Source organism: Pseudomonas sp. PWP3-1b2, assembly GCF_049896045.1.
In the GTDB taxonomy this organism is placed as follows: Bacteria; Pseudomonadota; Gammaproteobacteria; order Pseudomonadales; family Pseudomonadaceae; genus Aquipseudomonas; species Aquipseudomonas antarctica_B.
The window spans coordinates 1-13,530 of the sequence record NZ_JAFCTN010000073.1 but is presented as its reverse complement, the minus strand read 5'-3'; the positions used below and the strand labels follow the sequence as shown (position 1 = coordinate 13,530).

Below are 13,530 nucleotides of genomic sequence, written 5' to 3'. Positions count from 1 at the left end.
GGCACCGAGTGGTGGGGCGAAGACCTTTTGCTTACTTTTGGGTCTTTCCAAAAGTGAGCCGCTGTAAGAGCGGAACCGATATCAGCCATCACCGCAGCAACGGATATGCACACCAACTCCCCAACTGATCAGCCCCCCCTAAACCCCATCACTCCCCATAAATATCAGCCTTGAAATACCGCTGCGAAATCTCCTGATACTCCCCACTCGCCCGAATGCCATCAATCGCCGCATTCAACTCCCCGACCAACGCAGTATTCCCCTTGCGCACCGCAATCCCGGCGCCCTCGCCCACGTATTTGGGGTCTTTAAGCTCCGGCCCAACAAACGCATACCCCTTCCCGCGCGGCATCGCCAGGAAGTCACTCAACGGAATCGTGTCGGCAAAAATCGCATCCAGCCGCCCCGCCGCCAAATCCATATAAATCTCTTCGTTATTACCGTAACGCTTGACGTTAATCCCCTTGGGCTCAAACACCTCGGTTGCATACCGATCAGTCGTCGTGGCCCGCTGCACACCCACCGTCTTGCCCTTGAGACTGGCGTACTGATCATCCACCACCGCACCGTCCTTCATCACCAGACGCGAGGAGGTGAAGTAATACTTGTGCGTAAAATCCACCGACTTCTTGCGGTCTTCATTGATGGTCATCGACGACAACGCCATGTCGATTTTCTTTACCTTGAGCGAAGGAATCAGGCCATCAAACTCACCTTCCACCCACACACACTTGACCTTCATCTGCGCGCACAACGCGTTGCCGATGTCGTAGTCAAACCCGACAATCTTGCCGTCCTGAGTCTTGGATGCGAAAGGCGGATACGCCGCCTCAATGCCGATGCGCAGGGTTTTCTCGGCGGCCAGCACCGGGCCGCAAGCGAGCAGGCCCAGGGCCAGGCCGGTGATAAGCGCGCGTGTCTTCATGGTTGTGGTCTCGCAGTTGTTGTTGGTTTGGCAAGCATGAGGAAAAAGGTGAAACGTCTAATAATACTTATAATTCCATATTGGACTTTTATGTATTTATCGTCAATCTACCCCACTTCTGCGCATCAGCCATGCTCATTGCAGCTGAGTTGTTTTTGTCGGGACACGATGCCGAGTCCGATACAGCCAAACCCCGATGACCATCAGCGTGCTCAGCGGCAGCCCATGGAACAGCACAATCACTTGGGCGGGGGGCCAAACGATGTAGAACGGCCCCACCAGCAGCATCCCGACGCCAAAGCCGGTCATCTGAACCAAGGTCAGTAAGCTGAACAGCGGCAGGCGCACGTGATCGGGCTCGCTCTGGGCGCGTGACACCAGTGCAAGCCACAGCTCGGTTTGCTGGAACGTGAGAATAAACGCGCTGGACATCAGCGCGACGCCGACCAGGAACAGTCGCCCAGGCTTTGCGCGGCGCGACCTTTGAGCAGCACGCTGGCCAGGCGCCCCCCGCGAATTTGCCACACGCCCACACCGCCAGCAGATAGCCCATTACGATGTTCGTCGTGTCCGGCGAGATGTACTGCGACAGCACTGGAAAGCCGACGTTGTGGGCCGCGCTGCCGAGGGTATCGAGCAGGCTGATCAACAACATCGCCGCCAGCGCCGGTGAGCTGCGCAATCCAGCGGTCAGCGCCTGCCACTCGCTGGCGAGTGCTCGGTGCGCGGTATAGTGGTGTTGACTCAATTGCTGGGAGATCTGTTGGATATCCATCACGCTACGCCTCGATCAAATTGTCGATGAGCGCCGTCAGGTCACCACCGACCGCCGGCCTCAGCGGCGAGCCAGAACGGCAGCGGGTGAAGGCCCATCCAGTTCGTTCAACGCGTTTCGCATCACTGCCATCGCCACCCCGCACGCCAGCAACGCCACCAGCGCATTGCCGAGCAACTGCCCAAGCAAGGCGCCTGAACTGCCGAGCGTTTGCGCGCCATACCACACAAACGGCACGGTCCCCAGGCTGGCGCGAAGCCATCCAAAAACAGTGACGTAAATGGAACGCCCCATGGTGATGAAGATCGAGGTGGCAATGAACTGCAGGCCAATGATTGTCCACAGCACGCCTCCAAACCGGCAGAACGCCTCAAGAATCAGCAGGCCCTCGCCCTCCACATGGAATAGCCGCCCCATCAAGCCGGCCGACACAGCCAGCAGCAACGAGACACTCACTCCGTAGACGACTACCAGCCCGTAGCTCATGCGGATAGCGTGGGCGGCGCGTACCTTGTTCATTGCGCCCAGGTTTTGCCCCAGCACCGGGCTCAAGGCACCGGGCAACACAAAAAACACGCAGAAGGCGAATTGAATGACCCGGTCAACCACGGCGATACCTGCCAGGGCCTGCGAGCCGAACTGCGCCACCGTCGCCATCAAGTACGCCATGCCCACTGGCGTCGCCAGGTTACCGAACACGGCCGGCACAGCGATGCGCGAGATATGTCCGATGTCCGCCCACAGTTGCCTGGCCTCAAGCGGTGACGTCAGACGCGCCACCCGGTGCACGTAATAGCCCCCCGCGCTCGCCGTTATCGTGCACGAGAGCACGTAGGCATAGCCGGCACCGTCCAGCCCCAGGTCAAACAGGAAAATCAGCACCGGGTCGGCCACCGCCACGGCGGCCGTGGCGATCAGCATGATCCACATGGCCTGCCGACTGAGCCCGGCGGTACGCAGCAGTTGCGCGCACAGCTGCCCCACCGCCATCAGCACAGTGGCGGGCAAGGTAATCCACAAGTAGGAACTGGCCGCCGCAAAGGCGCTGCCTTCTGCGCCGAGCAGGTGCACGGCAACGTCAAGAAAAACCAGTTGAATGAGCGCTCCTGCGGCCGCCACGATCACCGCCAGCAACAGCCCGGTGCTCGCCAGTTGGCGCGCACGCTCCGGCGCCCCGGCTCCCAACCGTTTGGACACTACGGTGCCCGCCGCCACTGCCACCCCCAGCACCATGGACGTGATGAAAAACATCAGCGTCTTGGCGACCGCAATCGCCGCGAGCAAAGAGTCGTCGCGTAACATCGCGATGTAGACAACCGTCAGGATGTCGACCAGAAAAATCGACAACAGGCTGGTGGCACTGGTGCAGGTCATGACCACCATATGCCGAAACAGCGAGCCTTCGGTGAACACTGCCTTATTACTCGTCATTCCTGTTTCCTGTCGGGCTGGTCGCTGTCGTTATTATTCTTAGTTGAAGATCGGCGCATAGAGCAGCCCGCCTTCACTCCATAGTGTGTTTAGCCCGCGCGGCATTTGCAGGTCGGATTCCTCGCCGAAATTGCGCGCAAATATCTGCGCGTAATTGCCGACACTGGCGATAATCTGCGCCGCCCAGTCGTTGCTCAAGCCAAGCAGCGCACCGAGTTCGCCTTCGAGGCCCAACAGCCGCCGGGCTTCCAACGGTAGCCGGGCGCCTGGTATGCCGCCCTCGATCACGGTGTTTGAGTCCAAGCCGTATTCCTCGGCGGCAACCAGTGCGAAATGCACCCAGCGCACGACCCTGGCCCACTGCATATCGCCTTCGCGCACGGCCGAAGACAACGGCTCCCGAGCCCAGGCTACATTCACGGGTCATCGTCCAACTCGCATTGCGCACCAGTACATCTACCTCGCCTTCGACCAGTGCGCGAAACCGCACGCCAGCATCCAGCGGTACGAATTGCACGCGGCTCGCATCACCAAAAATCGCGGCGGCGATGGCATGCCCGTAGTCGACATTAAAACCGCTCCAGCGGCTGGGGGCTTTCCGGCAGGGCAAAGCCGGCCAGATGCACGTTGACGCCGCAGATCAGGTAGCCCCGATCACGAATAGCATCCAGCGTGGGTGACACTGACGGAAACGCAATCCGCGGGGGGGGTGGAGGCGATCATCGCTGAGTCTTTCCTTGTACGTTCGAGTTCATCCATGTGACCGGCACAGGCGGGAACCGTAGACGGTTTCCAGTTGTACCTGCCTACCTGACAACAGTGTCGCGTGCCTGTCAAAGTCGTTTTTTAAATACTCATCGAACCGGGCTGACGCCAGGTAAGCGGCATTGAGGTGTTCGCGGGCCAGAAATGCCTGCCAGTCATCGGTTGCACTCACGCCAGACAGCAACTCGGCGCCCTCGGCGACGGCCTGTGGCGGGCTATCGGCCGGCGCCAGCACGCCGTAAGTCGACCGATAACACAAATCGACACCCCGCTCGGCAGCGCTGGACACCTGCACGGCACTGATATGCGCAGGGTCACCCAACGTGTAACTGCGCCCCTGCGCTGAAAACACACACAGCGGCTTGACCCGCCCCGCCCGCCAGTTTTCGATTTCCTCACCGACAGTATTCACGTGCGCCTCAATACGCTGATCCACCAACTGTACCGATGCCGCGAGTGGCCCTGTCTTGCAACATACCCTTGTATTGAGTCAGTAACCCGACGCACTCGCCGGCGCGCCGCTGACAATGCTCACACCCGAACTGGTGCCCAGGCGAGTGGCGCCGGCCTGGATCATGGCCACCGCTGTCGCGTAATCACGCACCCCGCCCGACGCCTTGACGCCCATGTGCGGGCCCACTACGCCGCGCATTAGTGCGACGTCTTCCGGGGTGGCGCCACTGCGGCTAAAGCCGGTGGAGGTCTTCACGAACGCCACGCCAAGGTCGCGGCAAATTTCGCAGGCGCGGGTCTTTTGCGCGTCGTCCAGCAGGCAGGTTTCGAGAATCACCTTGAGCGGTACCGCGCCGCAGGCCTGTTGCACGGCGGCGATGTCGTCGCGCACCGTATCGAACAGGCCCTCACGCAGTGCGCCGATATTGAGCACCATGTCGATCTCGCCGGCACCGGCAGCGATTGCCTGGCGGGCTTCGAAGGCTTTACTCTCGCTCAGCCCCGCGCCCAGGGGGAAACCGACCACGGCGCAGACTTTGACGGGTTGCCCGCCGAGCAACTGTGCGGCGTAAGGCACCTGGCCCGAGTTCACGCAGACGGAATAAAACCCGTATTCCCGGGCTTCGCTGCACAACATGGCGATCTGTTGACGCGTGGCGTCCGCCGCCAGCAAGGTATGGTCTATAAACTGTGCGAGTGCTGCAGGTTTGATCACGCTCATGAAGTAGAGTCCTGTTGAAGACACGCGGGGGGGTGTGAAGCGTTAGAGGCCACACGCTGAATATGTTAATATACCAACACTAAATGTTTAAATCACAACAAATCGGAACGCCTGTGGAAAGCAAACAGTCAGAACGCATCAAACTGATCCAACAAGCCTTGCAGGACCAGAAAGCCATCCACCTGCGCGAGATGGCCGCGTTGCTCGACGTTTCTGAAATGACCTTGCGCCGCGACTTGACCCGCCACCCGCAGACCTTCCACCTGTTGGGCGGGCATATCACCCTGGCGTATGACCCCAGCGACGCGCCCGATTACAAGGTCACCGAACAAGGCACCCGCCACGTTGAAGAAAAACGCCGAATCGGCAAACTCGCGGCGGCGTTCATCAAGAACGGCGACACGGTGTTTTTCGACTGCGGCACCACCGTGCCTTATGTGATCGACTTCATTGCTGACGAGCTCGAATTCACGGCAGTGTGCAACTCGCTCAACGTGCTGCTCAAACTGCAGCAGAAACCCAATTGCACCATTGTGCTGTGCGGCGGCACCTTCCATCGCAAAAACCAGGTGTTCGACCATGCTGACGAGAGCAGCATCCTCGACAGCGTGCGCCTGACCTGGGCGTTCATCTCGGCTGCCGGGGTCAGCGAGAACTTTGGCGTGACCTGCTTCAACTTCAATGAAGTGGGGGTCAAGCAAAAGGTGTTGCGCCAGGCCCAACACAGCCTGCTGCTGGCGGACCACAGCAAATTCGACGCCGTGCGCACCGCCCATTTCGCCACCCTGGAACAGTTCAGCGTGGTGATTTCCGACAAGAAAATCCCGAAACACTACCGCGAACTGATCCTCAAAAATGGCGCGCAATGTGTGGTGTGAAACGCCCTTAATCGCCCCATTCGCGGCCAAGCTGGCGGCGCTCCTCAGCCGATAAATACCCGGTGCTGACGCTGAACGCCGCGCTTTGCCCGGCCGCCAGTGAGCGCACAGTGCCTTTGGCTTTTTCCACCCGGTAGCCTTCGGGTTCGCAGGTGGCGGGCAATACAAATGCGGCGACGGCCTGGTCGGCGTTGTGCAGGATCCAGCGCGTCGCATGGGAAAACTGCTCTGGTCGATAGCGCGTGTAAAACGCAGCCCCTTCGGGATGATCGAGCAGAAAATGCGCCTCTCCCGCCGCGTCCGCAGGCACGTCTTCGAAGAAGCACACGATTTCCGGGTCATACAGTGCCGGCGTGTTCAGTGTGTGAAGGCGTGACGGGTCTTCGCTCAACTGTGCGATATACGCCGACCACTCGGGAGTCGGTCGCACATGGGCGGGAACGCTTTGCCGAACCCGCGCCCGCGCCCCGGCCAATGGCTGAACCAGGCGCGCGTCCGGCACGTAGGCGTAGTTCATGTGCGCCATGTACATCAGCTCGATCGCCTTGCCCGCGAGGTTGGTCACCTGCATGCCGATGTCGAACACGCCCGAGCCGACACGCAGGGTCACCGAAGGCATCGCCAGGTAGTGGTCACCAAAGCCTTGAACGTATTCATACCTGCCGCTCAGCCGCAGGTAAGGCCCCGCCGCGTCTTCGCCGACTTCCAGCCACGCCGAATCCATCGGTGCGCAGGGCATTTCGCCGTGCAGCGGGTGGTCGTCGTCGGGCGCGGGGCAGCCGTTGCGCAACAGCCCCGCGTGAAACATGAAGCAGCCGTAGGTGCCGATGACTGTGGCGCTGGGCTTGGGCTGGCTGAACATATTGCGCATGGTCAGGTCGCAGCCATCAAATTGCGCCGACCAGATCATCTGGCCCTGATAAGGCAAGGCCACCACGCGACCCCGGGCATTTTCCAGCGCCAGGGCTTTTACGCCACTGGGGAAGGTCCAGGCCCGCACGCGAAAATCGGCGGATTCCAGCAGCGTCTTTTCGGCGCCCGTGAACTGCTCGGGTGACAGGGCGATGGTGAGGGTTTTCATGAGGCCACCGCCACGCCGGCTTGGCGTTGCGTGGTGCGATTGTGGCGCATGCACGACCAGGCATAGGCGACGATCACCACAAAGCACAGCAACGGCACGCTATAGGCCAATTGCATGTTGCCGTGGGTGGCATCCGACAACAGGCCCTGGAACACCGGAATTACCCCGCCGCCGACGATACTCATCACCAACAGCGAGCCGCCGACGCCAGTGTCCTCGCCCAAGCCGTCGATGGTCAGGCCGTAGATGGTCGGCCAGCACGGCCCGAGGAAAATACTCACGCCCACGGCGGCATACACGGCGCTGATGTTGGGCACCAGAATGGTGTAAGCCAGCAACACGATGGTCAGCACACCGTAGATCGCCAGCACCTGGGCCGGGTGCAGTTTGCGCATCAACAGATTGGCAATCATCTTGCCAACAAAATACGCGGCAAACGTGGTGAGCAGGAACCACGAAGCGCTGCGCTCATTCATCCCGCCCATCTGCATGGCCAGGCGAATGGTAAAGCTCCACACCCCCACCTGTGCGCCCACATACAGGAACTGTGCGAGCACCCCAAAGGTGAAACGCGGGTTCTTCGACAGCCGCGAAAGGCTCTGCCTCAGACTGCTTTTTTTCACGTCAGCCCTGGCGTTGCCCCGGCACGCCGGGAATTGGGTGATGGCGATCAGGATGAACATCAGCACCAGTACGGCGATCATCCATTTGTACGGCAACAGCGTTGACTGGATCATCTCCAACTGTTGAATCGCCGCCTCGGAAGCACTCATTTGCGTGAGTTGTTCGCGCGTGGCGTCGGTGTCCTTGAACATCACGAAACTGCCGACATACACCCCTGCCATCGCGCCGAACGGGTGGAAGGTCTGGGAGATGTTCAACCGGCGAGTACCGGTTTCACGCGGGCCCATCAGCGTCGAATAGGTGTTGCAGGCGGTTTCCAGAAAGGACAGCCCGCACGCAATCACAAACAACGCCATCAGGAACATGCCGTAAGTGGCGGTCGACGCCGCCGGAAAGAACAGCGCGCAGCCGGCCATGTACAGCAACAACCCCATCAGGATCGTGGCTTTGTAGCCGAAGCGGCGCACGACCATCGCTGCCGGAATCGCCACGAAGAAATAGCCCAGGTAAAACGCCGATTGCACAAAGGCCGTCTGAAAATCGCTGAGCAGAAAGGCCTTTTTAAAGTGCGCGATCAGCACGTCATTCATGCTCGCCGCCGCTGCCCACAGCGCAAAAATACTGCACAGCAGCAGGAACGCGAACCAGGGCGTGCGGTTGAGGTAGAAACCATCCGGGGTCTGTTGGAGCGGGACTTTTGTCATTGTTATTCTCCGAGGGAAACAACACGCGCCGGCCCACAGCCGGCTGCGTTGGTGGGATCAGACGTCGTTGAAAAACTGCGCAAAGGTAGCGGCGTCGGGGTAGGAACTCTGGGTGCCTAACCCAGTGACCGAGCAGGCGGAATACGCCACGGCACGGGTCATGGCCGCACGCATATCGCCCGCCTGACTCCAGTAGTGGGCGAAGCAACCAATGAACGCATCGCCCGCACCGGTGGTGTCGCGCGCGACCACCGTGCGCCCCGGCACGTGGAACTCGCCCTCCTCGCCCACGTACAGCGCGCCGTTTTCGCCAAGGGTGACGATGACGTGGCGAATACCTTGCGCGCAGAGTTCACGCGCGGCGATCAACGCGCTGTCGGGGCCGTGTACCGGCTTGCCGGTGATCAGCGCCAACTCGCTTTCATTGGGGATGAAAAAATCCAGCAGCGCCAAGTGATCGCGGCTCAGCCCCGCCACTGCCGGCGCCGGGTTGAGCAACACCGCGATGCCGTGGCGCTTGGCAAACTCGATGGCGTGGTAAACGGTCGCCAATTCGATTTCCAGTTGCAGCACGATCAGGCTGCATTCGCGCAGCGAGGCCTCGGCTGCATCGATGTCGGCGGCTTGCAAATGCGCGTTGGCGCCTTTGACGATCAGGATGCTGTTGTGGGAATCGCTCTGCACGAAAATCGGCGCCACGCCACTCGACACACCCGGCACACGGGTGACGTAGCGGGTGTCGATGCCATGGCGCTTGAAATTGGCCAGGGTGTTATCGGCAAACATATCGTCACCGACCTTGGTCAGCATCAGCACTTCGGTGCCGAGCCTGGCAGCGGCCACGGCCTGATTGGCGCCCTTGCCGCCGCAGCCCATGGCAAAGCCTGGCGCTTCCAGCGTTTCACCCTGACGAGGCATGCGGTCGATGTAGGTGATCAAATCGACCATGTTGCTGCCGATGACGGCGATCTTGTTCATGGTTTTTTTACCTTGTGCACGTCATGGCAGGCACCAGGACGCTGTTATTTTGTTATTTAAATAACATTTGATGTGATTATTCAATCTTTTTTTGAGGCCGCTTGGAAAATACAAACCGGCACTGAGGGCCAGCCCTTTCAAGGTCTTTAGGCAGAACAGGCTATAAGTACTTTGTGGCGAGCGGGCTTGCCCCGCGTTGGGTTGCGAAGCGACCCTAAAAGGAGGAGTGCGGTGTGTCAGACACTCTTAGGCTGCTGTTTTTGGGGCTGCTTCGCAGCCCAACGCGGGACAAGCCCGCTCGCCACAGGGATAGTGTTCGCCCTTTCAGACAGATTTCCAAAGACCGTGAAAGGGCCGGCAATGAGGGCGGGTGTGTGAAGGGGGCGCAAACAAAAAAACCACTCAAACGAGTGGTTTTTGTGTGAGTCAGCGCGCCGGAATCAGTGACGCAAGAGCTTGCGCAGGGGCACGCCATCCTTGAGGACGGGGGATTTGATCACGATGTAGCTGAAGTACTTGGAAATGCCGATGTTCTTGTCCAGCAGGCTTTCGACCACTTCCTGGTAATGCTGGATGCTGCGGGTCATGAAGCGCACCAGGTAATCGTACCCACCGCTGATCAAGTGGCATTCAAGGACTTCGTCGACGAGGCGGATATTGGATTCGAACTTGGCAAAGTCTTCGCGCTTGTGGTCGCTGAGGGTGATCTCCGTGAACACCGTGACCGAGTCGGTGATCTTCGCAAGGTTCAGGTGCGCCTTATAGCTGGAAATATAGCCGGCCGACTCCAGCCGCTTGACCCGTTGCAGGCAGGGGCTGGCAGACAACCCAACGGCATCGGCAAGGCTGACATTGGTCATTCGGCCGTCCTTTTGCAGCTCTACCAAAATGCTGATATCGATTCGGTCCAGCTTCACTAGCCCTTCCATTGCGTACCTCTTGACTGCCATTGTTAGGACAATCTTCTAGCAAAATCAGCGCCGTAAAGACAGCTGATGCTGAGCCACCAGATCCGCCATGCTGTTGATACAGTACTCGGCGGCGCACGGTGAAGGCTGCCGGGTTCGGTTGCGGCCGATCAGGCAGCGGTCGAGCGCCACCTGCGCGCCGACCGACGGTCGCGTTACATGCAGCACGGGCAGCAGTTCACCCCACTGAAGCTTATAGCCGTGTGGGTCTTCGGCCAGGGAAATAAAATCGTCCGCGACGATGCCGAGCCGATCGCACAAGATCCCACGGTCTTCACCATCGCGGTCCCCACGCACCAGCAGGCGATAAAACTTGCGCAGGTACAGCATCGCCCCCGGCGCGTCTTCGAACAACGACCAATTGCCCGCTGAACGGGCAAAACTCATCCCCTCCTCCCAACTTGCGTGCATTCCCCAGGACGCTGCCAATTGGCGATGGGCAAAACACAGCAAGCCACTGAAGCCTAGCTCAGTGAAGCGCGGGTAGAGGGTCGCCACCACCGCATTGAACTCGGCCAGCACTTGCTCTCGGGAGGGTTGCCCGCCACGGCTGTCGAGCAGAGGTTGCAGCGCCGCCCACACCCCCGAATCCCGATCCACCAGCACCTCATCGCAATCAATCAGCAACGCTCGATAATCAGTCAGCCCCATGGTGGGTCAAGCCTCCATTGATGCAATTGGCCCGTAACGGGCACAGCCTCAGTTCAAGACCCGTGCCAAGGCCGCGTCGAGAATCTGCACAGCCTCATCCACCTGAGCGTCGGTGGTCACCAACGGCGCCAGGAAGCGCAGCACGTTGCGATATACCCCGCACTTAATGACCAGCAAACCACCCGCGCGGGCTTCGTCGATGACCCGCTGATTGAGCTCGGCATCCGGCGTGCGAGCCGGGTCCGCCTTGATCAGCTCAATCGCCAACATAAAGCCGGTGCCGCGTACGTCGCCGATGCGTGGGTAGCGCGCCTGCAAACCGAGCAAGCCCTGACGCAGGCGTTCGCCCAACGCCTGGCTGCGCGCCAGCAACTGCTCCTGCTCGAACGCGCTGATCACGGCCAGTGCCGCTGCACACGCCAACGCGTTGCCGCCGTAGGTGCCGCCCAGGCCACCGGGCAGTGGTGCGTCCATGATGTGCGCCTTGCCGACCACGCCGGACAACGGCAAGCCGCCCGCCAGGCTTTTGGCCACGGTCACCAGGTCAGGCTGGATGCCGGCGTGCTGGAACCCGAACCACGTACCGGTGCGGCCAAACCCCGTCTGGATCTCGTCAAGAATCAGCACAATGCCGTGCTTGTCGGCCAATGCGCGCAGTGCTTGCAGAAACTCGGGCGGCGCCGCGAGGAAACCACCGTCACCCTGCACGGGCTCGATCAGAATGGCGGCCACCCGCTCCGGTGCAACCTGGGTCGCCAGCAATTCATCCAGGGCCGCGAGGGCCATGTCACTGGTTACACCGCGATAAGCGTTCGGGTACGGGGTGTGAAATACCTCCGGCGCGAATGGCCCGAAGTTCTGTTTATAGGGTTGGCTCATACCGGTCAGCGTGGTGCCCAACAAGGTGCGGCCGTGAAACCCGCCACGAAAGGCGATCACTGCCGAGCGGTTGGTGTGAGCGCGGGCGATTTTCACCGCATTTTCCACCGCCTCGGCACCGGAGGTGAAGAACGCCGCCTTGTGGGGCGCCTCCCCGCCGATCATTTCGCACAGGCGCTGGGCCAGGTCGAGGTAAGGCTGATAAGCCACCACCTGGAAGCACGCGTGGGACACCTTGTGCAATTGGGCCTGCACGGCGGCAACGACCTTGGGGTGGTTATGCCCGATGTTGAGCACGCCAATACCGCCGACAAAGTCCAGGTAACGCTTGCCATCCACATCCCACAACTCGGCGCCCTGGGCGCGATCAATCACCAGAGGGTGCGCGGTGATCAGGCCACGCGGCACGAATTGATCGCGCTGACGGAGCAAATGAGGGGTTTCGTCGACTTTGCTATTCATGGCATTTCCCATCGTGAGTCCGGCAACCGGGAAGTGGTTGCGATGCTGTTCAGAGTACGGCGTGTGGGCGACGAACTAAGCCGAACTTGTCCCGTGAGAAATTCGGATCAACTGTTTTGCCCCCGGCTTTCAACAGATCCTGCGCCGGGTTTGAGTGATGATGATCGCTACCTTTACCCAACAGGAATTGCCCATGGCCTTGCTCTACAAAGCCGATCCGGTGCGCGGCCAACACTGGCAGGCTCTGTTCGCCGAACACGCGCCGGATATTGCCTGGCGCGCCTGGCCCGACATCGGCAACCCGCACGAGATCGAGTACCTGGCCGCCTGGCAGGCGCCGGACGAACTGGCGCAGTTGCTACCGAACCTGAAGGTGCTGTTTGCGTTGTCGGCCGGGGTCGATCAACTCGACCTCGGCCGTTTACCGGCAGACTTGCCCGTTGTGCGACTGCTTGATCCGGGTATCACCCGTGGCATGTGTGAGTACGCCAGTTGGGCGGTGCTCAGCCTGCACCGGGACATGCTGCGCTACCGCCAGCAACAGATGGCACGCTGCTGGCAGGCGCATGCGTTGCAGCCGGCGGTGAGTCGGCGTATCGGGGTGATGGGGTTGGGGGCTCAGGCGCAGCAGATTCTGGCGACCCTGGCGCCGCTGGGGTTTGGCTTGTCGGGCTGGGCGCGCAGTGCGCACCGGGTTGCGGGGGTGGCGTGTTATGCGGGGGACGCGCAACTGGCGACGTTTCTGAGCCGGTGCGACATTTTGCTGTGTGTGTTGCCGTTGACTGAGCAGACCCAGGGAATTCTGGATCGGCGGTTGTTTGCGCAACTGCCTCGGGGGGCGGCGGTGATCAATATGGGCCGGGGTGGGCATCTGGTGGAGGAGGATTTGCTGGAGGCGTTGGCGAGTGGGCAATTGAGCGGCGCGGTGTTGGATGTGCTGCAGGAAGAACCGGCGCGTGCGGATCACCCGTTTTGGGGGCATCCGCAGGTTGTGTTGACGCCGCATATCGCGGCGATGACTCAGCCGGGGAGTGCGTTTGCGGGGTTGTTGGAGAATATTCGGCGGTTTGAGCGGGGGGAGCGGATGGTGGGGGTGGTGGATCGGGGGCTTGGGTATTGAGTGGGTACATATCCGTTGCTGCGGTAACGGCTGCTTATGGTTCCGCTCTTACAGCGGGTCACTTTTGGAAGGACCCAAAAGTAACCAAAAAGTCCTCGCCCCACCACTCGGCACC

At 60.5% G+C, this 13,530-nt stretch carries 14 protein-coding genes; 2 read left to right on the top strand and 12 right to left on the bottom strand.

Annotated features, from left to right (window positions below):
• Positions 1 to 148: 148 nt before the first annotated feature.
• The 6 genes from ACP7A2_RS26660 to deoC all read right to left on the bottom strand — a co-directional run bounded on the left by ACP7A2_RS26660 (position 149) and on the right by deoC (position 5,070).
• Positions 149 to 925, bottom strand: coding sequence for an ABC transporter substrate-binding protein (locus ACP7A2_RS26660; RefSeq protein WP_426136784.1), 777 nt, complete (start codon positions 923 to 925; stop codon positions 149 to 151).
• A gap of 135 nt (positions 926 to 1,060) precedes the next feature.
• A complete protein-coding gene (locus tag ACP7A2_RS26655) occupies positions 1,061 to 1,357 on the bottom strand; it encodes a hypothetical protein (protein ID WP_426136783.1) in 297 nt (98 codons plus the stop codon).
• A 403-nt stretch (positions 1,358 to 1,760) separates the two neighbouring features.
• Positions 1,761 to 3,131 carry an MATE family efflux transporter gene (locus tag ACP7A2_RS26650; RefSeq protein WP_426136781.1) on the bottom strand — a complete coding sequence of 457 codons (1,371 nt, stop codon included), beginning with the start codon at positions 3,129 to 3,131 and terminating at the stop codon, positions 1,761 to 1,763.
• Positions 3,132 to 3,170: 39 nt separating this feature from the next.
• A complete protein-coding gene (locus ACP7A2_RS26645) occupies positions 3,171 to 3,551 on the bottom strand; it encodes a hypothetical protein (RefSeq protein ID WP_426136780.1) in 381 nt (126 codons plus the stop codon).
• 331 nt (positions 3,552 to 3,882) lie between these two features.
• On the bottom strand, positions 3,883 to 4,308 hold the full coding sequence (locus tag ACP7A2_RS26640; protein ID WP_426136778.1) for a hypothetical protein: 426 nt from the start codon (positions 4,306 to 4,308) through the stop codon (positions 3,883 to 3,885).
• Between the two features lie 78 nt (positions 4,309 to 4,386).
• Positions 4,387 to 5,070, bottom strand: a complete 684-nt coding sequence (deoC, locus tag ACP7A2_RS26635) for a deoxyribose-phosphate aldolase (protein ID WP_426136777.1) — start codon at positions 5,068 to 5,070, stop codon at positions 4,387 to 4,389.
• Between the two features lie 83 nt (positions 5,071 to 5,153).
• Here deoC and deoR point away from each other — a divergent pair, with 83 nt between their 5' ends.
• Entirely contained in the window at positions 5,154 to 5,948 is a 795-nt protein-coding gene (deoR, locus tag ACP7A2_RS26630) for a DNA-binding transcriptional repressor DeoR (RefSeq protein WP_426136776.1), read from the top strand.
• Between the two features lie 7 nt (positions 5,949 to 5,955).
• Here deoR and ACP7A2_RS26625 read toward each other — a convergent pair whose 3' ends face one another.
• The 6 genes from ACP7A2_RS26625 to gabT all read right to left on the bottom strand — a co-directional run bounded on the left by ACP7A2_RS26625 (position 5,956) and on the right by gabT (position 12,295).
• Positions 5,956 to 7,029 carry an aldose 1-epimerase family protein gene (locus tag ACP7A2_RS26625; protein WP_426136775.1) on the bottom strand — a complete coding sequence of 358 codons (1,074 nt, stop codon included), beginning with the start codon at positions 7,027 to 7,029 and terminating at the stop codon, positions 5,956 to 5,958.
• Positions 7,026 to 8,357 (bottom strand): L-fucose:H+ symporter permease, encoded by a 1,332-nt coding sequence (gene fucP, locus ACP7A2_RS26620; RefSeq protein ID WP_426136774.1) that lies wholly within the window; start codon positions 8,355 to 8,357, stop codon positions 7,026 to 7,028. The genes ACP7A2_RS26625 and fucP overlap by 4 nt, the downstream gene beginning before the upstream one ends.
• Positions 8,358 to 8,414: 57 nt before the next feature.
• On the bottom strand, positions 8,415 to 9,335 hold the full coding sequence (rbsK, locus tag ACP7A2_RS26615; RefSeq protein WP_426136773.1) for a ribokinase: 921 nt from the start codon (positions 9,333 to 9,335) through the stop codon (positions 8,415 to 8,417).
• Positions 9,336 to 9,775: 440 nt separating this feature from the next.
• Positions 9,776 to 10,264 carry an Lrp/AsnC family transcriptional regulator gene (locus ACP7A2_RS26610; RefSeq protein ID WP_003174918.1) on the bottom strand — a complete coding sequence of 163 codons (489 nt, stop codon included), beginning with the start codon at positions 10,262 to 10,264 and terminating at the stop codon, positions 9,776 to 9,778.
• 45 nt (positions 10,265 to 10,309) lie between these two features.
• Positions 10,310 to 10,954, bottom strand: a complete 645-nt coding sequence (locus tag ACP7A2_RS26605; protein WP_426136771.1) for a 2-haloalkanoic acid dehalogenase — start codon at positions 10,952 to 10,954, stop codon at positions 10,310 to 10,312.
• Between the two features lie 48 nt (positions 10,955 to 11,002).
• Positions 11,003 to 12,295, bottom strand: coding sequence for a 4-aminobutyrate--2-oxoglutarate transaminase (gene gabT / locus ACP7A2_RS26600; RefSeq protein ID WP_426136770.1), 1,293 nt, complete (start codon positions 12,293 to 12,295; stop codon positions 11,003 to 11,005).
• 193 nt (positions 12,296 to 12,488) lie between these two features.
• Here gabT and ACP7A2_RS26595 point away from each other — a divergent pair, with 193 nt between their 5' ends.
• Positions 12,489 to 13,415, top strand: a complete 927-nt coding sequence (locus ACP7A2_RS26595) for a 2-hydroxyacid dehydrogenase (RefSeq protein ID WP_426136785.1) — start codon at positions 12,489 to 12,491, stop codon at positions 13,413 to 13,415.
• The last annotated feature ends 115 nt before the right edge of the window (positions 13,416 to 13,530 follow it).